This window comes from Neobacillus niacini, assembly GCF_030817695.1.
Taxonomy (GTDB): Bacteria; Bacillota; Bacilli; order Bacillales; family Cytobacillaceae; genus Neobacillus; species Neobacillus niacini_F.
In genome coordinates this window covers 66,053-87,989 of record NZ_JAUSZQ010000002.1, presented here as the reverse complement: position 1 = coordinate 87,989, position 21,937 = coordinate 66,053, and the positions used below count along the sequence as shown (strand labels likewise).

The following is a 21,937-nucleotide window of genomic DNA, read 5'->3' as shown; positions in this document are numbered from 1 at the left end:
GAGGAGAGAGAATAATGTTTAGATTAGATAATAGAGTAGCAATCGTCACTGGAAGCGGTTCAAAAAGAGGGATTGGACGTACAATCGCATTAACACTTGCAAAACAAGGAGCAGCAGTTGTAGTAGCTGACCTTAATATGGACGGAATTCAAGACACAGTTAATGCTATTACTGAAGCAGGTGGAAAAGCTTTAGGGGTGGAATTGAATGTAACCAATAAGGAATCTATTGACAGCATGGTAGAGAAGGTTCTTGAGACATACGGCCGAATTGATATTCTAATTAATAATGCAGGAATTTCACAAAAAGTAACTGTTCAAGATATGACGCTTGAGGATATTACAAAGGTATTTAATGTTAATATGTTTGGACTATTCTTATGCTCCCAGGCAGTACTTGAAACAATGAAAAAACAAAAATTCGGCAGAATCGTCAGTCTTTCTTCCGTTTCAGCAAAACGAGGTGGAGGCGTGTTTGGAGGACCGCACTATTCTGCTTCAAAGGCTGCTGTATTAGGATTCTCCAAGAACCTTGCCCGTGAGGTCGCACTTGATGGAATCACAGTTAACTGTGTTGCACCAGGGCTTGTTAATACGGACATCTGGAAGTCCCTCCCTGAAGAACAGGCACAGAACGTTATTGCAGGAATTCCTATGGGAAGACCTGGAGAAACAGAAGAAATTGCAGCTACCATTGCATTCTTAGCTTCAGATGAAGCTTCCTATATTACTGGTGAAGAAATCGATATAAATGGTGGGTCACATATGGATTAATCATGGCATACATTTGCACAGGCACTCATTTTTTTTGGTGTCTGTGCAAAACTTATATGAATGATACTCTATACTGCCATCTACGATAATCATATTTATTTAAACTCTCCCAGCTCAGATTGTAACCAATATGTCCCCAATTCAAAACCTTTTTTTAATAATACTAACTTGATTCCACGAACACCAAAGACCCAAACTCAGATATAGGAATAGATTCTTTTTCGAATGTTAAACGTTTAAAAGTGGTATAAGAACGAGTAATTAGAATTAGCGATAAAATATTCGGAATCTTTTGATAAGGGAGTTTACATCATAATTTCATTTCGATATTTTTTATTGCCATTGGTAAATCGTTTTACTTCCATCAACAGGTTTTAAACAATTTTTTTATAAATGGAAACGATTTCCCCTGTTATAGGGATTATTTTGTAAATATTAAGGCCTTATATCGATATTTGAATTATGAAGAAACAGAGGAGGCATTTAGATTTGAGAGCAGCTTTATTTGATCATATTAAAAACATGACGATGATAGAAAAGGATATTCCTAAAATTGGTGAAAGTGAAGTATTGATTCAATTGACCACTGCAGGAATTTGTGGTTCAGAAGTTCATGCGTATGTTGGAACTCACCCGTTCCGAACACCGCCAAGTATACTGGGGCATGAAGTAATCGGAAACATTGTTTTAATTGGAGATAAAGTAACAACCTTGAACGTTGGAGATATGGTGACGGTTGAACCGCATGTTGGCTGTAGTCATTGTTCGCAATGTTTGGAGGGACGTTACAATCTCTGTAAAGAAAAAATCGTGCTTGGGACCCAAAAATGGGATGGGGGATTTGCGGAGTATATGACAGCTCCAGAGCAAGCTGTATACATAATACCGAAAACGCTTTCTCCATACCTGGCAGTTTTAACTGAACCTTTAGCAGTTGGAGTTCATGCTGTAAATATAGCGGATGTAAAAAATGGAGACAAAGTAGCGATTCTTGGTTCAGGCCCAATAGGTCTTGTAACAGCAGTTGCAGCTCATTATAAAGGAGCGGATACGATCTGCTTAACAGATGCTATCGATACCAATTTAGAGATTGGCAAAAGATTATGTGCTACTGATGTCGTTAATGTAAGAGAACAATCCCTGCAAAACTATGTTTCAGCAAATATTGGTGAATTTGACCATGTTTTTATTACATTCGGACATAAATCCGTTATAGACGATGCCTTCAATGTAATTAAGAGAAAAGGGAAAATTATCTCTATCGCATTATTTGAAGAAAGTGTACCAATTGACTGGAATAGGGTAATGATTTCTGAAGTGCAAATGTTTGGTTCATCCATGTATGTAAAGGAAGATTTCAAAATGGCAATTGATATCATTACTAGTCAAAAATACAACTTGGAGTCGTTGGTCACACACCGCTACCCATTCGAACGAATAAATGAAGCAATGGAGACAGCGGTAACAAAAAGCGGATATCCAATAAAAATAGTATTAGATTTACCATAATATAAAATTACTTTTTGTTAATTGATAGATATGAAATTAAAAGTAGTAGGTGAAAATCGCATACTGCCTTTGAAAAAAACGTATCTACTATTAAATAAATAAAATTTTCTACAAGGGGGAAATGGAATGAAACAATCTAGAAAGGTAATTTTCTTGGCACTGGTTTCTTTAATGATGGTTATTTTATCAGCGTGTGGCAGTTCAGATAAAACAAGTGCTGATAACAAGAAGCCTGATTCATCTGGGGGGGAAATTACAATTAAATTCGCACATAGCGCTGTAGAAGCAAACTCAAGACACACAGCAGCAATTAAATTTAAAGAATTAGTTGAGGAAAAATCAGATGGTCAGATAACAGTAGAGGTTTTTCCTAACGAAGTGTTAGGAAGTGAGCCTCAAATGGTAGAGGGGGTATCATTTGATGATATTCAAATGGTTGCTGCTAGTACCTTTGCGCAATATGAACCAAAAGTGGACGTTTTTGGATTGCCATTCCTTTTTGAAAAGAATGAACAAGCTTGGGAAGCATTAGATGGTCCTATTGGCCAAAAGGTGTTTGAACCACTTCTTGACGATAACTTACGTATCCTTGGACACTTGGAAAATGGTTTTAGAAACGTAACAAACAGCAAGAAACCAATTGAAACAGTAGAAGATTTAAAAGGTTTAAAGATTAGAACTCCGGAAATGCCTATATTGGTGAGTATCTTTAAAGAATTAGGTGCAAACCCTACTCCAATGGCTTTTGGTGAACTCTACATGGCGTTACAGCAGGGTACTGTCGATGGGCAAGAAAATCCTGTTTCAAATATCCATGCTAGTAAATTTGATGAAGTACAAAAGTATTTGAGTTTAACAGGACATTCCTATAGTCCAACGACAATTGCAATTAGTGACAAATTCTGGGGAACACTTACACCTGATCAGCAGGAAATCATTTCGTCAAGTGTAAAAGAAGTTTCTAAATTCCACCGTGAATTAGTTATGAATGAAGAAGCAAATCTCATTAAAGAACTTGAGGCTAAAGGAATGAAAGTTAATACTCCGGATAAGGCATCCTTTAGAAAAGCATCAGAATCAGTATATAAAGAATTTGAGGACGTATATGGTAAGGAGCTTATTGATAGTCTATTAGAGGCTCAAAAATAGTTTAGTTGAAAAGCAGAATCTATCCACTTAGGTGAGTTCTGCTTTTAATCATTACAGATGTTAGTTAAAAAAGAAAGCGCAATCTCGAGGGGGGAAAACATGAAGATTTTAACTTGGCTGGATGAAAACATTGAATCCTTCGTTCTTATTATACTAAGTATTCTAACCGTAGTTGTTATTTTTGTTCAAGTAATTATGAGATATGTAATGGGGTCATCCTTAGTTTGGTCCGAGGAGTTAGCTAGATATGCTTTTATATGGTTAGTTTATATTGGAGTGAGTTATGGAGTTAAAAGACAGGCACATATAAGTGTAGATGCGCTTAATTTGGTTTTTAAGAAAAAGGGCAAATTTGTCTTGGCAATGTGTGCAAACATAGCAGTTCTAGTATTTGTTGTTCTGCTGACATACTTTAGTTTTGAAGTAGTAACGCAAATAAACCGCATGTCTCCGGCTATGGGGATACCATTAAAATACGTTTATGCCGCTCCATTGGCAGGATTTTTATTAACGGCAATTAGAGTCATTCAAAATATGAGAATACAAACTAGTACATTTAGAACTGGAGAGTAGGTGATTTTATGACAGCAATTGTGTTATTTGGCAGTTTTGTATTCTTTTTACTATTAACTGTGCCAATTGGTTTTTCCTTAGGTTTGTCTACTTTAGTAACTATCATATATGCTGATGTAACTTCCGTTCAATATCTGGCACAGAGTTTAGTTGCATCAACAGATTCATTTCCACTAATGGCCGTTCCTTTTTTTATCCTAGCTGGAGAAATTATGGGTAAAGGCGGAATATCGGAACGTCTGTTTAAATTTGCTAATGTTTTTGTTGGTAACTTTACTGGTGGTTTTGCGATGGCAGCTGTTATAACTTGTATGTTTTTTGCTGCTATTTCCGGTTCGGGCCCAGCGACTGTTGCAGCTGTAGGCGGAGTTATGATCCCTGCAATGGTGGGATTTGGTTATGATAAAAGGTTTGCAACGGCAGTGGTCGTGTCCGCTGGTGCCTTAGGTATCATTATTCCACCAAGTATACCAATGGTTCTATATGGTGTTTCCGGTAGTGTATCGATAGGTGATATGTTTATAGCTGGAATTTTGCCTGGTATATTAATTGGTATAGTAATGATAGCCTGGAGCTATATATATTCAAAAAAGCAAGGATACAAAGGCAATGGCGAAAAATTCACGTTAAAAAGAGCGTGGGCTGAGCTTAATGAAGCAAAATGGGCAATTTTAGTGCCAGTTATTATTTTAGGTGGTATTTATGGTGGTATTTTCACCCCTACTGAAGCAGCTGTTGTTGCAGTTGTTTATGCTGCAATTGTTAGTTTATTTATTTATAAGGAACTAAATTTTAAGAGCTTTCCGGCCGTGATAAAGGATGCAGCGCTGACATCCGCTACCATTTTAATTATCATCGGAACAGCAAATGCATTCGGGAAAATTTTAACTTTGGAACAAATACCAGCAATGGTTGCGGATGCATTGTTGAGTATATCCTCTAATCCATTAATTATTATTCTTCTCATCAATATTTTACTTTTATTTGTTGGATGCTTTATGGATACATCGGCTGCTGTTATTATCTTAACACCAATTTTACTGCCAATTGCAATAAATATTGGTATTGATCCCATTCACTTTGGGATTATCATGATTGTAAACTTAGCAATTGGTTTTATTACCCCTCCGGTCGGAGTAAATTTATTTGTTGGGTCAGGAATCTCTGGACTGAGTATAGAGACTTTATCAAAAGCTGTTTTACCGTTTCTCATTTCGATGTTACTCAGTTTAATGGTGATTACTTTAATTCCTGAGTTATCATTATTCCTAATTCAATTATTAAAATAACATAATTTCTAACTTAATTCGCATTCCTCTTTATCGAAATAAAAATATGCAATTAAGTTATCTTTTCAGGTAAGTATACAAATACACAAGTTTATTGCTCTTTCATATAAATGTCTATATAATTATTTAATATAATAAATACTTAGGTATAATAGACACAATATGAGAAGGTGGTTACTATTAGTTTTAATCCAGTATCAAGCAAAAAGTTATATATGCAAATTTATAATCAAATTCTATCAGAAATTCAATTAGGTTCTTTTAAAATAGGTGATAAATTACCTGCTGAAAGGGAGTTGTGCGAACAGTTTGGTGTTAGTCGTGCACCTATTAGACAAGCACTTAGTGCATTGGAGTTAAACGGGATTATCTACTCCCGGCAGGGCGAAGGTATTTATGTTAAAAGCGACCAGGTTTTATCTGATACCTCACAAACGGCTATTGTTTTCAATTCTATTTCTCCAGAGGATATTATTGAAGTTAGGATGAATATAGAACCTCTCATTGTAAAATTCGCGGCGCAAAGGGCTACTGATGAAGATATAGAGGAACTTCGTTCGACCATCCAAAAGATGGAGGAAGAAACCAAGGCCGGGGTATATGTACCAGAAACAGATGATCAATTACATCGTGGTATTGCAAAGGCTTCTCATAATGAGTTATATATAAACATTATGGCGGCTATTAGTAACGCAATGAAACAACAGGAGATGTGGAAGTTTATTCGAGATCGAACCGTAACACGGCCGGATTACAGGGATATAAATTTTCAAGAGCATCAGTTGCTGATCAAAGCAATCGAAGAGCATAATGTAGAAAAATCAGTGGAAATTATGACTAACCATATGCAAAATTTATATGATCGTTATTGGAAAGATTAGACCAATTATACTGGTACCGAAAAAAACAAGAAAACTTTGAAAATAAAAACTTACACGCAAAAATCCCCAATAATAAATTTGGGGATTTTTTCTTTTTAGCTAAGGTATGCTGCTAATGTTATGAAAAAATAGTAATTCTGGAATCTCATAATAGTTTGAATAATCATCTTGACAACGATTCTTATAAAATATATACTCATATTGAAAGTAACTTAGTAGACAAGTGAACAAGTAGTTAAATAGTAAAACTAACTAGAAGTCTATTAATTTATAGTTGTTTAAAACAAAGAGTAGTTGGGATATTTTCATTAATTTTTTTCCCCTGAACATGTGTTACTATTAAATTTTGTTGAGAGCGTTTAATGTAAGGGGTTACGCCGTCTTGGTAAATAGGTATTGGTTTTGTATAAAGCTAAAAACAATACCATTACATAATTGAAAAATGAAAGCGTTAAAAATTTAGTATAAAAGACTAAGGAGGAATTATTTTGGATCAAGTAGCATTAGAGCGTTCCACTACGAAAAAAGTGACATTGAGATTAATACCATTTCTATTTCTATGTTTTATAATAGCGATACTAGATCGGGTTAACATCGGATTTGCTGCCCTGCAAATGAACGAAGATTTAGGATTTTCTAATGCAGTTTTCGGATTAGGAGCGGGGATTTTCTTCCTTGGATATTTTCTGTTAGAAGTACCAGGAAGCGCTATGATGGCAAAAGTAGGGGCAAGAAAATGGATTAGCAGGATTATGGTTACATGGGCTATCATTGCGATATTAATGGCTTTCGTACAAACACCTATGCAATTTTATGCAGCACGATTTGTGCTAGGGATTGCTGAAGCTAGTTTTTATCCATGTATGGTAGCTTACTTAAGTGGATTTTATCAAACAAAACATCACGCAAAAGCGATTGCAGGGTTCATGTTGGCAATCCCAGGTGCTAATGCTATAGGTGCTCCGCTCTCTACCTTTTTGCTTGGGATTGACTGGCTGGGTTTTGCTGGATGGCAATGGTTGTTTATTTTGGAAGCGATCCCAGCCCTTATTTTAGGTGTAATATGCTTTTTCTATCTTGATGATAAACTTGAAGATGTAAAATGGTTAAACAAAGAAGAGAAACAATGGTTAATCGATGTTATAACAAAAGAGAATTTTGAAAAACAGCAAGTAAAACATTACACTTTCTGGCAGGCTTTAAAGGACCGTGACGTTTTAATTCTATCTTTAGGATACTTTTGTTGGATGATGGGCTATTACGGAATAAACATGTTTTTACCGACTATTTCCAAAGGGTTATCAGAGACCACATCTCTTACTACTCAAAGTATTGGTTGGATTTTAGGACTAATGTATGCCTGTGCGATGGTTGTAATGATTTTAGTTGGGAACCATTCCGACAAAAAGAATGAGAGACGCTGGCATGTTGCAGTCTGTTTAACAACAAGTGCCGTTGCAATGATTATTAGTACTTATTTTTCTAGTTCATCCATTTTAATATCGTTTGTATTTTTAACCATTGCTTTATGTGGGACATTTGGGGCGTACTCTCCATTTTGGGCTATTCCGCCTTCCTTCTTAACTGGAGCTGCAGCTGGAGGAGCTATCGCAATGATTAATAGTATCGGAAACCTTGGGGGATTCTTTGGACCATACCTTGTCGGATATATTAAGGATACAACAGGATCCTTTAATACTAGTATGATTTTCTTAGGTATTAGTATGATCATTAGCTCTCTCATTATTGTTTTCTTGGTAAAACAATCAGGAAAGGCTCTGAATCTTGAAGAAAAAAAAGTGAAAAAAATTAGTTAAAAATATAATAATTTGCTTGAACCCTTAAAAATTCCGGGAGTTATGTTTATAAGCTCCTGGAGTTTCTTACTATTAAAATTCAAAAAAATTAAGAGGTGTTTTTTTCCATGAAAAAACTAGGGATCTTAACAAGTGGTGGAGATGCCCCAGGGATGAATGCCGCTATCAGAGCAGTTGTAAAAGCAGCCAATTATAATGATATTGATGTAATGGGTATTGAGGGCGGATATCAAGGATTAATTGAAGGTAGAATCAAACCCCTAACCTCTAAATTAGTTGAAAATATTGCTGATAGAGGCGGAACGATATTAAAAACATCTAGGTCTCCAGAATTTATGGAGGAAGCAGGGAGAAAAAAGGCCCTTAAGGTATTAAAGACCTTTGGTATAGATTCGTTGATTGTCATAGGTGGTGATGGTTCTTTAAAAGGAGCTCAAAAATTACATGAACTAGGAATTAATGTAATTGGATTACCTGGAACCATTGATAATGACCTGACTTATACGGACTATTCGATTGGGTTTGATACCACTTTAAATACGATTCTAGAGTGTATTGGAAAAATTAAAGATACTGATTATTCACATGATAAAACAACCATTGTTGAGGTAATGGGACGATATTGTGGTGATTTAGCCTTGCATTGTGCGTTAGCTGGAGGAGGAGAAATTATTTCAACTCCCGAGAAAAAGTTAAATTTCGATACGATATGTTCAAAATTAAGTTCACGGATAAATAGCGGGAAAAAAGATAATCTCGTAATCGTAACAGAATATATGTATGATCTAGCAGAACTACAACGTTACATTGAAGAGAAGTTGAACATGAGTGTTAGGACAACTGTATTAGGTTTTATCCAAAGAGGGGGAAACCCTTCGGCTTTCGACCGGATATTAGCTAGCCAAATGGGTGTAACAGCAGTAGAACTTTTGATCAATGGATCTTCTGGTCTAACAGTTGGAATTAAAGATAACAAAATGATTCAAAGAAAACTTGAAAATATTAATGATGAAAAGAATGATAGACAGGATAAGTATAGATTTCTAGAGCCTCTTTTACATTAGAAACAAGGGAGAATCTTAATTTGAATTTTATCTAGTTAAGGGGGTAAGGTAATGGCTGAGTATATAAATGTCAAGCAGGGTACAATTATCTGTCAAGATTGTGGGGATGTCATTGACAGCGTAGATAGCCCAGAAGGTGTTAAAACATGGTATGGCATTTGTACAGATTGTTCCAAAGAAAAAGTAGAGATAAAGTAATAGCATGAATTGCAATTAGATAGGAGCGGATAAAGTGAAAGTAGCCATTGCTTCGGACCATGGCGGTGTAAACATTCGAAATGAAATGATCGCTTTAATGGAAGAGATGAATATTGACTATATAGATTTCGGTTGTAATTGTAGTACTTCTGTAGACTATCCTGATTATGCTATAACAGTAGCTGAAAAGGTAGCTAGCGGAGAAGTAAATCGCGGTATTTTAATTTGTGGTACAGGAATTGGAATGAGTATTACTGCAAACAAAGTTAAGGGTGTTCGCTGTGCGCTGGTTCATGATACATTTAGTGCTAAGGCAACAAGAGAGCATAACAATTCTAATATATTAGCAATGGGAGAACGTGTCATCGGTCCAGGCTTAGCGCGGGACATTGCGAAAATTTGGTTAACAACCAATTTTGAGGGCGGCAGGCACGAAAATCGTGTTAATAAAATAACGATGTATGAATCTAGTAACCAATAAAGAGACCAGGACTGGGACGCTGTTCATTTATGTCTTCGCTTTTTGCCAAACTTACATTCTAGAGGTTTTCCATTAGTTCTTTGAACTTTTGGGAAGCCTCTTTTTTTATCTCTTTTGTCACATGGACCGCGGGGATGGTTCTAGTGGCAATAACTAGCTTTATTTAACCATACGAACCGCCGCATGGCAGGCTAAAAACAGCATTAAAGAAATATATAAACCGTGACTAATCCTCGACAAAAAATTCACTTGAAATGATGACAAGGTTTGTAATTCAAAAGGGTTATAGCGTTTTTAATCAAACATTTAATTAATTCGTATTCGTACTAATCAAACGTTTGATTAAAAACGTATTTTTTTCTGTGATATCTGGCTTAAATGGGTTTTGAGGGGTAAAAAGTTGTCGAGATATCCAATTTGGTTATTCTCCTAACTTTTTTGGTTTGGTTTTAAGTTTCTTTGTATCAAATATTAAAAAATGGTAGTCATGGAGTTTTTATGAAGCCAATTATTAAAGGGAATATGAAAAAGTGGTGCGCATGAAGTGTTCATGAGGCTAAAAATCAATGGCGCAAATCCCCATATGCCAATTAAAATTACACTTACATTTAGAGTAGCCAGGATTCATAAAAAACCACTTTTCTAGAGATAGCGAGGTGGTTTTTTTAGTGGATTTCTATTTAAAACTCAATGGTCCCATAAAATTCATTCACTGCAGGATAAACAATCCCATTATCCTACCAATTTTTCTCATGAATTTATAATCTTTCTCTTAATCTCTTTTAAGTTTCAGAGAGTAAATTCATATGTAGGAAAGCATTTTGGAGGTATGTTGAGATGAAAATAGTAATAGTACCATCAGGTTTTAAAGAATGTTTGGATGCTGAGGATGTAGGAGTTGCGATGGAACGTGGTGTAAGACGATTTGATCCGTCTATCGATTTAGAAGTCATCCCAATGATTGATGGTGGAGAAGGCTTCGCCAAGACAATTGTTGACATAAAAGGTGGAAAACTAATTTATAAAAAAGTAACAGGACCAGTTGGTAAAAGGATAAAAAGTTATTTTGGTATTTTTGAAGAGCGTGGAAAACGAACAGCAGTGATTGAAATGGCAGCAGTCGCTGGATTGAAACTAGTTCCAAGAAATCAAAGAAACCCATTAAAAACAACAACATATGGTGTAGGGGAGTTAATTCGAGCTGCACTCGATGAAAGTGTCGATCATATTTTGATTGGCTGCGGAGATTCCGGAACATCAGATGGTGGAGCAGGTATGGCACAAGCATTAGGAGTCCGGTTCATTGATAAAAAACAACGCCCTATTTTCATTAATGGTGGAGAAGGATTACTAAAGGCGGATGCCGTTAACATGAAAAATATTGATAAACGATTACAGCGTGTTTCCATTGATGTTGCGTGTAACTGGAAAAATGTTTTGTGTGGAGAAACTGGCGTAGCACGTGTATTTGGACCACAAAAAGGAGCAACGCCTGAACAAGTCGAACAATTATCGTTTGCATTGGAACATTATGCAACTTTAATTCAAGAGGCAATAGGAGTAGATGTTCGTTCATTACCAGGCAGCGGTGCATCAGGTGGGTTAGGTGCTGGATTAATTGCCTTTACAAGTGCAGTATTACATCCAAGATTCGATATTATTATGAATTACATCAATATAGAGGAAACAATATCAACAGCTGATATTGTATTTACGGCAGAAGGGAGTTTAGATTTTCAAACACCAAATGGGAAAATTCCTGCAGAGGTTGCCCGGATTGCAAAGAAGAATAATATTCCGGTCATTGCCATTACCGGTACAATCGGAAAGGGAGCAAAATTAAATTATGAAGCAGGGATTGATGCATATAGTAGTATCATTCAAAAACCTACTACGTTAGAAAAAGCGATCATAAAAGCCCCAAAATGGATTGAGGATAGTACGGAATCTGTTTTAAGACAAATTTTAATTGGTTTCGGCATTGCTAGAAGAAAGTATACTAAAGAAAGAGTTTATCAATCATGATGACAAGAATGGAGCTGCGAAGAATCGAAAGGCACGCACGTTTGAAAAACACTATAGCCCCTGTTTCTAAACCGTTTGTGCCGGTTGCTTTACATGTTTTGGTGTTGAGTATGATTGTTTTCATTAATGATTTAGATTACAAAGCAAAGGTTTCCCTATTTGCATTTCTATCAGCGATGATCTTATGGATTGCAACAAAAATTCCTGCAGGTTTTGTTGCTATATCGCTGATTATATTTATTATCATGATGAATGGTGCACAGGAAGATTTACTATATCAATCACTATCAGAGGAAGTTGTTTGGCTAATGGTTGGTTCATTTATCATAGGTGAGGCAGTGAAAGAATCAGGTTTAGCGAATCGAATAACTCTATTAACCTTAAATAAATCGAGAAAGAAAAGTAAACTTCTGCTAGGGGTATGTATGGTGTTATTTTCAACCGCTATTTTCATTCCATCTACTTCCGGACGCGCAGCGTTATCCATGCCGATTCTTAATCAACTTAGCAAAAAATTTACAGATAAAGAAAAAGGTGTCCTTGCTCTAATAGCACCAATAATTATATTAATGAGTACTTCAGCTGTACTTATTGGGGCAGGTTCCCATTTAATTGGTATAGGTTTACTTGAGAGTACTGTTAATCAAAGTATTTCATATGTTGAATGGTTTATTTGGGCATTACCCTTCACATTAGTTATTACATTTATTTCATATCTAATCATCAAATGGCTTTTATGGCCGAAAGATAGTATAGACGAACTAGAGGTGTTTGAGGAAATTATACAACCAAGCAATTTCCAAAAAGAAATGACTAACAAAGAAAAAAAGACATTAACCATCATTACTCTATTATTTATTGGATGGGTAACGGAAAGCATACACGGATATGATATAGCATTTATTGCGATGCTAGGAGCAGTTATAGTCATGATACCAAAACACGGAATTATTAGTTGGAAACAGGGGATAAAGTCCGTATCTTGGAATTTAATCATATTTGTTGCGGCAGCAACTGCATTAGGCAGAATGTTAGTTGAAACAGGTGTTGTTCAATGGATTGAAGATGTCATGATGAATTTCATAAATTTATTTGTTTGTGCACCTGAATGGTTCCTTGTTTTTATTATTCTTCTAGTAACTGTTACAAGTCATTTATATATTACATCACATACAACACGGGCAATCGTTTTTATACCCGTTCTATTATTATTTAGTGAAACCATTGGTTTGAATCCTACAACGGTTGTATTTATGGGTTTAATAGGTATGAATTATTGTGTGACCGTTCCTGTAAGTTCCAAAGCATTATTACTCTTTTATGAAGAAGGAGAAATCTCATATGATGCAAATAATCTTTTGAAGATTAGTGTGATTATGATGCCAGTTTATATTCTAATCATGATGCTATTTTATTTCTTCTATTGGCAATGGATGGGGCTGTACCTATAAGGGGAGAACCTGGGTTTATTATCCATATGCAAGAGTTTTCTTCGACAATTTATTTTTCTTAAAATATAACGGCAAAAGATATTGAATCCAGCTGGGCAGGATTACGCCCATTAATTCATGAAGATGGAAAAAGCCCTTCAGAAATTTCACGTAAAGATGAAATCTGGACATCAGATTCAGGACTTATCACGATTGCTGGTGGGAAACTTACAGGCTATCGTAAAATGGCTGAGTTAGTAGTAGATTTGCTAGTAAAGAAATTTAAGGAAGAAGAAGATAGAACGTTTCCTTCGTGCCTTACAAAAACATTACCGATTTCAGGCGGGAATGTTGGAGGTTCAAAGAATTTCCAAAGTTTTGTAAATGAAAAGGTTAAAATGGGAATGGCTTATGGCCTGACAAGGAAAGAAGCCGAGAAGCTTGTAACAAGGTATGGCTCGAATATTGATAAGGTGTTTGAGTATAGAAAAGGTTTTGATGATAAAAGTGATTTGCCTCTATATGTATACTTACAAATTATCTATTCAATAAAACACGAGATGACTACAAAACCTATCGACTTTTTCTTCAGAAGAACAGGTACTCTTCTATTTGATATTCATTGGGCAAAAGAATGGAAGGACAAAGTGATTGATATAATGGCTTCTGTTTTAAAATGGGAACCAGAACAGAAAGTATTATATCAAAATGAGTTGGAAAAGCACTTAAACGGTGCAAATACAGCGATTGATGAGGAAGCTGACCAGAAGGTAAGTTAAGATAAATTTACAAAGCATGTGGGCGATTCTCGGACATAAACTAACTGCATTAAAAACCATAAGAAATGTCCAGCTTCTTGAATATTGAAAACCTTAATTAACCACTTCCTAATAAAATAGGGGGTGTTTTTTTGTGTAAAGATGTCTAATCGAGATTTTTTTATGGATAGATGTTTTAAGAACAAGAAATAAATGAATACTAAATTTATTATAAACATTTTTACATAATAGATCTTTTTAGGGATATACCCTAATGTTCGTGAAAACGCATACTATTTAGTAACTATTCGACTTTTTTATGATAGGGTTGTTTATTTTACGAACATTAATTGTAGAAAATAAAAAAATATTCGTAATTAGGGTTGCCAGCCATTATCTTATTCATTATAATCATAAAAGTATAAGAGATAGATTAAACTTGATCCTTGTACGTGTTAATCATCATTCAATAATAATTTTTTGAATTGGAAAGTGAGGCCAGAAATGACACAGCGAAGAATCCCATATCTCATCTTGGCTCCAGGAATGATTCTCTTGATTTTATTCTTGGTGTTACCTCTGATTTCCACGATTTTTCCGACGTTCTTTAATGGAGGTTTCACCTTATCGAATTATACTTCCTTCTTCTTGGATGAGTATAATTTTGGTATTTTTTGGCGGACGATTAAGGTTTCACTGATTGCGACGCTGATTTGTGTAGTGCTGGGAGTCCCAACTGCTTACTACATTTCCCAAAGTCCGAAAAAATGGCGCGGCTTGTTAATGTCGATCACATTGTTTCCATTGTTAACAAATTCAGTTGTGCGGAGTTTTGCTTGGATTACGATATTGGGACAAGACGGGATACTAAACAATGCTTTAATGAATATTGGTTTACTTTCTAAACCACTTACTTTACTTTATACAGAATTCGCGATCATCATTGGCTCTGTGTATCTCTTCTTACCTTTAATGGTCATTACATTAGTGGGAATATTAGAGAACATCGATTCCGAAATAATGGAAGCGGCAGAAACGTTAGGCGCCAATCGTTTGATTGCTTTTGTGAAGGTGATATTGCCATTAAGTGTACCGGGGATTATTGTTGGCAGTATTTTAGTTTTCACAGGAAGCATGACAGCATATACAACCCCGCAATTATTAGGCGGCAACCGAAACATCATGTTAGCTACCTTCTTATATCAAAGTGCAACGGCACTAGGGAACTGGCAAGGTGCAAGTGTCATTGCCTTGATTATGATTGTGGCCACTTTAATTGTGATGAAGTTATTCAGCTGGGTTGCAGGACGCATGGATAAAAGAGGTGAGGCAAATGCGTAAAAATATCAGCTTAAAAATCTTTGCAGGTCTAGTTTTTGCATTTCTTTTGGTTCCTTTGTTCATTATCATCGTGACCTCTTTTGGAACGAATTCAACAATTCAATTTCCCATTCAAGGTTTTACTCTTGACTGGTACAGTAAGGTATTGAACAACGAATCCTTTATGGATAGCTTCTTCCTAAGTTTACAAGTAGCATTTATTGCGACCCTCTTGGCGTTAGTTATTGGAGTTCCTGCTGCATATTCTTTGGCACGACACAGGGTGTTTGGGCGAAATTGGATTAAGAGCTTTTTCCTTTCCCCAACGATTGTACCGGGTTTGGTGGTCGGATATTCTATGTATCAATTTATTGTCATCAAGTTTCAGTTTCCTATCATCCAAGGGCTGTTATTAGGACATTTCTTGATTTGCGTACCTTACGTCATTCGAGTGGTTGGTTCAACAATTGAGCAGTTAGATTTTTCAATTGAAGAGGTTTCGTGGACGTTAGGCTGTACAAAGTTACAAACGTTTATCAAAGTGGTATTACCGAACATTACTTCAGGAATTTTTGCTTCCTTCATGTTGGCATTCATTAATTCCTTCAATAATATACCTGTTTCACAGTTTTTATCCGGACCAGGTGTAACCATGCTGCCAACTAGCTTAATGAATTATATTGAATACAACTATGATCCATCCGTTTCTGCTTTATCCGTTATTTTAATGCTTGGTACGATTGTTCTGATGTTTGTAATTGAGAAGACACTAGGATTAGCAAGTATTTCATAGGAACATCCAAGATGTTAACAGCGAAGGGGGTAACACAGCATTATGTCCTATGTTGAATTAAAAGATATTCGAGTAAGTTATGATAACAAAAACAATATCTTAAAAGATTTAAATTTATCCATTGAAAAGGGAGAATTGGTTTCCTTATTAGGGCCATCAGGCTGTGGGAAAACAACCACTTTACGTGTCATTGCTGGCTTAATAGAGCCAAATGATGGTGAGTTTCTTGTTGACAATCAAAACTTAACAAAGGTGCCCGTTCATAAACGCGAATTTGGGATGGTGTTTCAAAGCTATGCTTTGTTTCCTCATCTTACGATCAAGGAAAATGTCGCTTTCGGATTAAAATTACGCAAGGAAAAAAAGAATAGCATTGACAAAAAGGTAAAAAATATTCTAGAGATTACAGGTTTAGAAGCGCTCAGTGACCGCTATCCCAAACAGCTTTCAGGCGGACAAAGGCAACGTGTGGCTTTAGCGCGCGCTTTAGTGATCGAGCCGAAATTATTATTATTAGATGAACCTTTAAGTAACCTAGATGCGAAATTGCGTTTATCGATGCGTATTGAAATTAAACGAATTCAAAGCCAATTAGGCATTACATCTGTGTTTGTAACACATGATCAAGAGGAATGTTTCTCCATTTCAGACAAGGTGGCTGTTATGAATAAAGGTGTAATCGAACAGTTTGACACACCTGAAGAAATTTACAATAATCCAAAAACGGAGTTCGTTGCTCGTTTTATCGGGTTTGAGAACTTCTTTGATTTAACACAGACAGAAGACTGGAAATATAAGGCTGTTGATGGAACAGTTTTCACAAGTAATCGCGAGTGGGAACCAGGAAAAGGAACGGGAACCATTCGTCCAGATGATATCGAAATAGCAGCAAAGGCAACACAGTATACTACTAATTCGGTGTCAGGGGTTATAAAGGTCCGTACCTTCCTAGGTAAGTCTTATCAATATGAAGTTGAAACTTCCATTGGCACCTTAATCGCAAATAGAGCGGATGATGTGGTTTATCAAGTTGGTGACGCTGTAACATTATCCATTCCTGCTCACAAGCTAATCATCGTTTAACATCTAAGAAAAGGGGAGTACAAAATGAAGAAGAAATTAGGATTAGTAAGTTTAACTTTCGTAACAGCTAGTATCCTTGCTGCATGCGGCGGCGGAGGCGGCGGAGATGATAAATCTGCAAATAAGGAACCACAAACCTTGGTCATTTCAACGTTTGGTTTGGAAGAAGATAAAATGCAAGAAGATGTCTTCAAACCCTTTGAAGAAAAATACAATGTCGACATTGTGTTAGAAACGGGTACAAGCTCTGAGCGTTTAACAAAATTGAAAAGCAATCCAAACTCAACGGTTGATGTGATTGAATTGTCCCAGTCAAATGCGGCTGACGGTGTAACAGCTGGCCTATTTGAAAAAATCGACAGCAAAAATGTTCCTAACATGGACAACTTAATCGATAGTGCAAAAGATTTAGCTGCAGATGGTTCTGGCCCGGCATACACGCTAAACAGTATCGGAATCGTTTATAATAAAAAGGCAGCAGGTAAAGAAATTAAGGAATGGGATGATTTATGGGACTCTTCTTTAAAGGGGAAAATCTCGATTCCTGACATAACTACCACATTTGGGCCAGCGATGCTATATGTAGCAAGCGGTCATAAGAATGTTGATATTACAAGTGATAATGGAAAAGCAGCAGTTGAAGGAATCACAGATTTAGCTCCGAACGTTGTAAAAACATATAGCAAATCTTCTGATTTAGCCAATATGTTCCAATCAGGTGAAATTGCAGCGGCTGTTGTCGGTGACTTTGCTGTTCCGATTATTACAGAATCTAATCCAGATGTAGCCTATGTTGTCCCTGAGTCTGGAACGTACGCAAACTTTAATACGATTAACGTCAACAAAAACTCAAAAAATAAAGACTTGGCATATAAATATATCGATTGGAGACTAAGTCAGGAAGTTCAGGAAAAAACGGCAGTGTCTCTAAATGAAGCACCAACCAATAAAAATGTAGTCCTTGACGAGGAAACAGCTAAAAATAAAACGTACGGTGATGTGGCAGAACGTACAAATAAAGTGGATTCATTATTCGTAAATAAAAACCTTGAGTCTTGGATTAATCAATGGAATCGAATTTTGAACAAATAGTTTGAGGTTATGGAAAAGGGCTAAGAATCATTCTTGGCCTTTTTCTTTTAATGAAGTCCTTGAAAAGGGGGAAATGAAAATGATCGTTGATTTGGTGATTATAAATGCACAGGTATTTAACACATTTACTAAAAAATTTGAAAAGAAAAATGTGTTAATTGTTGAGGATAAATTTTATTTTATAACGGCTGACGAAATCGAAAATTATCAGGTTGTAGAAGTGGTTGACGCAAAAAATCAGTATATGATTCCTGGATTGATGGATATTCACATGCATATAGAAAGCTCAATGACATCCCCTTCTATTTTTTCAGAAGCAGTGTTAACCCATGGAGTAACAACGGTAGTCGCTGATGCTCATGAGATTGCAAATGTGTTTGGTATGGAAGGGCTAGAGGCGTTCTTTTCACAGCCAAGTGCCATGGATATTTTCTATGCCATTCCTTCCTCTGTACCTTCGACAACTCCAGAATTAGAAACAACGGGCGGCTATATCGGTGTAGAAGAAGTGAAGCAGCTCTTACAGCATCCGAAAGTGATTGCACTAGGGGAAGCAATGAACTTTAACGGTATTGTCAATGAACCAGACTCTTTGATTAGACAGATTTTACGCGCTGTTCAATCAGAGAGACCATTTATGCCTTTAGAAGGTCATGTTCCGTGTGTTTCGGGATTAGAATTAGCAAAATTTATATATGCGGGAATAACAGCCGATCATACCCAACAATCGCCTGAATCGATTTATGAGAAAATCACCAATGGAATGTTTTTAGAATTTCAAAAGAAATCCATTACTCCTGAGAACATACGTGTTGTCGTTGAAAATGGTTTCTATGACTATATGGCTATTATTACAGACGATGTGATGGCAGATGACTTGTTGGAAGGACATTTGGACGCCAATGTACGCTTAGCTATTTTCTCTGGGATGCCAGTAGAACAGGCCATATATTGTGCTACTTATACGCCTGCAAGAAGAATGGGATTCCAGGACCGAGGTGCGATTGTCCCGGGCTTTAAAGCTGATTTTCTATTACTGAATGATGTTGAAAACTTTGAAATTGGGTCGGTATATAAAGATGGAAAAATGGTATATAAACGGGGGAATGACATCCAATATCCAGCTTTGAAACCTGATTTTCCAAAACATTTCTATACGTCCTTACATTGCCGGGCACTGACATCAGAGGATTTACGGTTCAAGGTGAAAGCTGCTGAAAAGGCTGTCGTCAACGTGATTCAAATTTCAGAAGTAGGTACATTTACTGAACATGTTCAGCAAGAGGTTAGCGTGGAAGATGGTTTTTTAGATTGGGAAAATAGTGGGTTAGCCTTAATCGTTGTGATGGAACGATACGGGAAAACAGGCAACATTGCTTACGGCTTTGTCGATAGAGCTTTATATGAAAAAGGAGCTGTCGCTACAACTTGGGCGCATGATCATCATAATTTGATGGTTATGGGAACGAGCTTAGAAGATATGATAGCAGCGCAAAAACAATTATTGGACATCCAAGGTGGCTATGTCGTGGTACAAGCTGGGAAGGTGCAAGCCGTTTGCCCATTGCCAGTTGGCGGTATTATCAGCGATGAACCGATACAAGAACTAGGTGCGCAATTGAAGGAAGTGCGGCAAGCTATGAATAGGTTAGGCTACCGCAACAGCAATGAAATTATGTCCTTCTCGACTTTATCCCTGCCGGTTTCACCTGTTATCAAAATTACTGATAAAGGGATGATGAATGTTCGTTCGCAATTGATAATTCCATTGGTTGAGGGTGAACCAATTTGAAAATAGTGATTAAAAATGCTTGGATTTTAACAATGAATGAGCAAATGGAGCAGTTTCCAAACGGATATATCATAACGGCTGAGGAGAGAATTTTAGATGTTGGTTCGATGGAATCAATGCCAAATGACATCACCTATGACCAATGCATCGATGCGAAAGGGGCTATTTTACTGCCAGGTATGGTTAATACACATACACATATTGGCATGATACCGTTTCGTTCATTAGGAGATGACTATCCTGACCGTTTACGCCGCTTTTTATTTCCATTAGAAAATGAATGTATGAATGAACAGTTGGCATACGCGAGCGCAAAGTATGCCATCGCTGAAATGCAGCTTGCCGGTGTGACCACATTCTTTGATATGTATTATTTTGAACAACAATTAGCAGAAGCAGCTGAAGAAATGCATAGCCGTGGAATTTTAGCAGAAACCGTCATTGATTCAGTAACGGTTGATGTGCCTGAACCAATGGGCGGCTTACAGTATGCTCAACGTTTTATCCCTAAATGGCAGGAAAATAGCAGAATTCAAGCATCAGTAGCTCCGCACGCCCCATACTCAAATACAATAGAAGTACTCCAGCAAGCAGATGCATTGTCTAAAAGATACGATGTGCCATGGATGATGCATGTTAGTGAAATGGACTTTGAAATGGATAAATTTCGCAATGAACGCAATCAATCACCGATTGAATTTTTAGAGGATATTGGTGTATTGAGTTCAAGACTTGTCGCTGCACACTGTATTCTTTTATCAGACCATGATATTGAGTTACTGAAGAAGTATGATGTAAAAGTAGCTCATTGTATCGGGGCTAATACGAAATCTGCTAAAGGTGTAGCCCGTGTTCGGGATTTATTATCTGCTGGTATAGCGGTTGGGCTGGGTACAGATGGACCAAGCAGCGGCAATACCTTGGATTTATTTAGCCAAATGCGATTGTTTGCCAATTTTCATAAAACGTATTTACGGGATCGTAGTGCCTTTCCAGCTGATGAAATTGTAAGGTTAGCAACAATCGGAGGAGCCAATGTTTTAGGGATGCAGAAGCAAATTGGCTCAATTGAAGCAGGGAAACAGGCTGATTTCATCCTAGTTGAAACCGATTCAGTCAATATGTATCCTATTTTTGATCCGTATTCTGCTTTGGTGTACTCAGCTAATGCGGGCAATGTAAGTGATGTATTTATCGCTGGAAAGCAAGTGGTTGCAGGAAAAAAGTTAGTGGATTTTGATGAAGTGCAATTAAGAGCAGAGCTTGCCGAAGCCATGGAACAATGCCGATTTAAAACAAAAGCGTTAAAAGCAATGGAATAACACGGGGTCAGTTCTTATGGAATGAACTGGCTTAATGAAAATTATAAGGAACGTCCCTTAGAAGGGGCAATCAATAACGTCTGGGTCTTCAGACGTTATTTTTTTATAAATCCTAGGGAGACGAGCGGTACAAAATAACCAATTTCTTCTTTTTTATAGAATAATAAAAAAATAGCTTTTATAATAAATAGGAAAATAGAGGGAATCGGAAATTGTGAAAATCAATGGCCGTTTCGTAATAAAGCAGGTGATCAAGTGAGTATTAACGTTCATTTAGCCGCTTCGCAGGCAAATAAAATCAATGATTATTCCTCAAGACTACTTGAAGTTAAAAGTAACTTACAAAGGGTAAAAGGGAATCTCAACAACGGCTGGAACGCACAAGAAATGATCTACATAAATCAAACGATTGACAGTATAAATCTAGAAATTGCAGCCCTATCCTCAAAACTAAGCTCTATCGGATCGGATGTCCTCTCAGCTTCACAGCAAATTCAGCGTCAAGAGGAAGCTGAAGCGAAAGCAAAGGCGGAAGCTAAGGCAAAAGCGGAAGCAGAAAAAAAGGCAAATGCCGCTGGTAAATAATTT

20 protein-coding genes are annotated in these 21,937 nt (G+C 36.7%); all 20 read left to right on the top strand.

Annotation, left to right across the window (positions count from 1 at the left end; all coding sequences use genetic code 11):
- Nucleotides 1–14 precede the first annotated feature (14 nt).
- The 20 genes from QFZ28_RS00565 (at nucleotide 15) to QFZ28_RS00470 (ending at nucleotide 21,934) form a co-directional block, all read left to right on the top strand.
- On the top strand, nucleotides 15–773 hold the full coding sequence (locus QFZ28_RS00565; protein ID WP_307192919.1) for an SDR family NAD(P)-dependent oxidoreductase: 759 nt from the start codon (nucleotides 15–17) through the stop codon (nucleotides 771–773).
- A 489-nt stretch (nucleotides 774–1,262) separates the two neighbouring features.
- Nucleotides 1,263–2,282, top strand: coding sequence for a zinc-dependent alcohol dehydrogenase (locus QFZ28_RS00560; protein WP_307192918.1), 1,020 nt, complete (start codon nucleotides 1,263–1,265; stop codon nucleotides 2,280–2,282).
- 126 nt (nucleotides 2,283–2,408) lie between these two features.
- Entirely contained in the window at nucleotides 2,409–3,431 is a 1,023-nt protein-coding gene (locus QFZ28_RS00555) for a TRAP transporter substrate-binding protein (RefSeq protein WP_307192917.1), read from the top strand.
- Between the two features lie 99 nt (nucleotides 3,432–3,530).
- The gene (locus QFZ28_RS00550; RefSeq protein ID WP_307192916.1) at nucleotides 3,531–4,004 is read left to right on the top strand and encodes a TRAP transporter small permease; all 474 of its coding nucleotides are present in this window, start codon (nucleotides 3,531–3,533) and stop codon (nucleotides 4,002–4,004) included.
- An 8-nt stretch (nucleotides 4,005–4,012) separates the two neighbouring features.
- On the top strand, nucleotides 4,013–5,293 hold the full coding sequence (locus QFZ28_RS00545) for a TRAP transporter large permease (RefSeq protein WP_307192915.1): 1,281 nt from the start codon (nucleotides 4,013–4,015) through the stop codon (nucleotides 5,291–5,293).
- 215 nt (nucleotides 5,294–5,508) lie between these two features.
- A complete protein-coding gene (locus QFZ28_RS00540) occupies nucleotides 5,509–6,174 on the top strand; it encodes a FadR/GntR family transcriptional regulator (protein ID WP_307192914.1) in 666 nt (221 codons plus the stop codon).
- A gap of 488 nt (nucleotides 6,175–6,662) precedes the next feature.
- On the top strand, nucleotides 6,663–7,991 hold the full coding sequence (locus tag QFZ28_RS00535; RefSeq protein WP_307192913.1) for an MFS transporter: 1,329 nt from the start codon (nucleotides 6,663–6,665) through the stop codon (nucleotides 7,989–7,991).
- Between the two features lie 107 nt (nucleotides 7,992–8,098).
- Complete coding sequence (pfkA, locus tag QFZ28_RS00530) at nucleotides 8,099–9,055, top strand: 6-phosphofructokinase (RefSeq protein WP_307192912.1); 957 nt, start codon at nucleotides 8,099–8,101, stop codon at nucleotides 9,053–9,055.
- A gap of 51 nt (nucleotides 9,056–9,106) precedes the next feature.
- Nucleotides 9,107–9,253: a GapA-binding peptide SR1P gene (locus QFZ28_RS00525; RefSeq protein WP_307192911.1), complete on the top strand. Its 147-nt coding sequence runs from the start codon at nucleotides 9,107–9,109 to the stop codon at nucleotides 9,251–9,253.
- Between the two features lie 34 nt (nucleotides 9,254–9,287).
- Nucleotides 9,288–9,734 carry a ribose 5-phosphate isomerase B gene (gene rpiB, locus QFZ28_RS00520; protein WP_307192910.1) on the top strand — a complete coding sequence of 149 codons (447 nt, stop codon included), beginning with the start codon at nucleotides 9,288–9,290 and terminating at the stop codon, nucleotides 9,732–9,734.
- Between the two features lie 837 nt (nucleotides 9,735–10,571).
- A complete protein-coding gene (locus tag QFZ28_RS00515; protein ID WP_307192909.1) occupies nucleotides 10,572–11,759 on the top strand; it encodes a glycerate kinase family protein in 1,188 nt (395 codons plus the stop codon).
- A complete protein-coding gene (locus QFZ28_RS00510) occupies nucleotides 11,756–13,210 on the top strand; it encodes an SLC13 family permease (protein WP_307192908.1) in 1,455 nt (484 codons plus the stop codon). The genes QFZ28_RS00515 and QFZ28_RS00510 overlap by 4 nt, the downstream gene beginning before the upstream one ends.
- A 224-nt stretch (nucleotides 13,211–13,434) precedes the next feature.
- Nucleotides 13,435–13,968: a glycerol-3-phosphate dehydrogenase C-terminal domain-containing protein gene (locus QFZ28_RS00505; protein ID WP_373428033.1), complete on the top strand. Its 534-nt coding sequence runs from the start codon at nucleotides 13,435–13,437 to the stop codon at nucleotides 13,966–13,968.
- Nucleotides 13,969–14,451: 483 nt separating this feature from the next.
- On the top strand, nucleotides 14,452–15,288 hold the full coding sequence (locus tag QFZ28_RS00500; protein WP_307192907.1) for an ABC transporter permease: 837 nt from the start codon (nucleotides 14,452–14,454) through the stop codon (nucleotides 15,286–15,288).
- Nucleotides 15,281–16,060 (top strand): ABC transporter permease, encoded by a 780-nt coding sequence (locus QFZ28_RS00495; RefSeq protein ID WP_307192906.1) that lies wholly within the window; start codon nucleotides 15,281–15,283, stop codon nucleotides 16,058–16,060. The genes QFZ28_RS00500 and QFZ28_RS00495 overlap by 8 nt, the downstream gene beginning before the upstream one ends.
- Before the next feature lie 42 nt (nucleotides 16,061–16,102).
- Complete coding sequence (locus QFZ28_RS00490) at nucleotides 16,103–17,143, top strand: ABC transporter ATP-binding protein (RefSeq protein ID WP_307192905.1); 1,041 nt, start codon at nucleotides 16,103–16,105, stop codon at nucleotides 17,141–17,143.
- A 24-nt stretch (nucleotides 17,144–17,167) separates the two neighbouring features.
- The gene (locus QFZ28_RS00485) at nucleotides 17,168–18,235 is read left to right on the top strand and encodes an ABC transporter substrate-binding protein (RefSeq protein ID WP_307192904.1); all 1,068 of its coding nucleotides are present in this window, start codon (nucleotides 17,168–17,170) and stop codon (nucleotides 18,233–18,235) included.
- A gap of 79 nt (nucleotides 18,236–18,314) precedes the next feature.
- On the top strand, nucleotides 18,315–20,027 hold the full coding sequence (locus QFZ28_RS00480; RefSeq protein WP_307192903.1) for an adenine deaminase: 1,713 nt from the start codon (nucleotides 18,315–18,317) through the stop codon (nucleotides 20,025–20,027).
- A gap of 5 nt (nucleotides 20,028–20,032) precedes the next feature.
- Nucleotides 20,033–21,349, top strand: a complete 1,317-nt coding sequence (locus QFZ28_RS00475) for an amidohydrolase (RefSeq protein WP_307196917.1) — start codon at nucleotides 20,033–20,035, stop codon at nucleotides 21,347–21,349.
- A 255-nt stretch (nucleotides 21,350–21,604) separates the two neighbouring features.
- The gene (locus QFZ28_RS00470) at nucleotides 21,605–21,934 is read left to right on the top strand and encodes a hypothetical protein (RefSeq protein ID WP_307192902.1); all 330 of its coding nucleotides are present in this window, start codon (nucleotides 21,605–21,607) and stop codon (nucleotides 21,932–21,934) included.
- The last annotated feature ends 3 nt before the right edge of the window (nucleotides 21,935–21,937 follow it).

Bases quoted from the DNA above. Each gene is read 5' to 3' on its own strand.
- QFZ28_RS00565 (WP_307192919.1), top strand. From the start codon at position 15: ATGTTTAGATTAGATAATAGAGTAGCAATCGTCACTGGAAGCGGTTCA.
- QFZ28_RS00555 (WP_307192917.1), top strand. From the start codon at position 2,409: ATGAAACAATCTAGAAAGGTAATTTTCTTGGCACTGGTTTCTTTAATG.
- QFZ28_RS00550 (WP_307192916.1), top strand. From the start codon at position 3,531: ATGAAGATTTTAACTTGGCTGGATGAAAACATTGAATCCTTCGTTCTT.
- QFZ28_RS00545 (WP_307192915.1), top strand. From the start codon at position 4,013: ATGACAGCAATTGTGTTATTTGGCAGTTTTGTATTCTTTTTACTATTA.
- QFZ28_RS00540 (WP_307192914.1), top strand. From the start codon at position 5,509: ATGCAAATTTATAATCAAATTCTATCAGAAATTCAATTAGGTTCTTTT.
- pfkA (WP_307192912.1), top strand. From the start codon at position 8,099: ATGAAAAAACTAGGGATCTTAACAAGTGGTGGAGATGCCCCAGGGATG.
- QFZ28_RS00525 (WP_307192911.1), top strand. From the start codon at position 9,107: ATGGCTGAGTATATAAATGTCAAGCAGGGTACAATTATCTGTCAAGAT.
- QFZ28_RS00515 (WP_307192909.1), top strand. From the start codon at position 10,572: ATGAAAATAGTAATAGTACCATCAGGTTTTAAAGAATGTTTGGATGCT.
- QFZ28_RS00510 (WP_307192908.1), top strand. From the start codon at position 11,756: ATGATGACAAGAATGGAGCTGCGAAGAATCGAAAGGCACGCACGTTTG.
- QFZ28_RS00505 (WP_373428033.1), top strand. From the start codon at position 13,435: ATGGCTGAGTTAGTAGTAGATTTGCTAGTAAAGAAATTTAAGGAAGAA.
- QFZ28_RS00500 (WP_307192907.1), top strand. From the start codon at position 14,452: ATGACACAGCGAAGAATCCCATATCTCATCTTGGCTCCAGGAATGATT.
- QFZ28_RS00495 (WP_307192906.1), top strand. From the start codon at position 15,281: ATGCGTAAAAATATCAGCTTAAAAATCTTTGCAGGTCTAGTTTTTGCA.
- QFZ28_RS00490 (WP_307192905.1), top strand. From the start codon at position 16,103: ATGTCCTATGTTGAATTAAAAGATATTCGAGTAAGTTATGATAACAAA.
- QFZ28_RS00485 (WP_307192904.1), top strand. From the start codon at position 17,168: ATGAAGAAGAAATTAGGATTAGTAAGTTTAACTTTCGTAACAGCTAGT.
- QFZ28_RS00480 (WP_307192903.1), top strand. From the start codon at position 18,315: ATGATCGTTGATTTGGTGATTATAAATGCACAGGTATTTAACACATTT.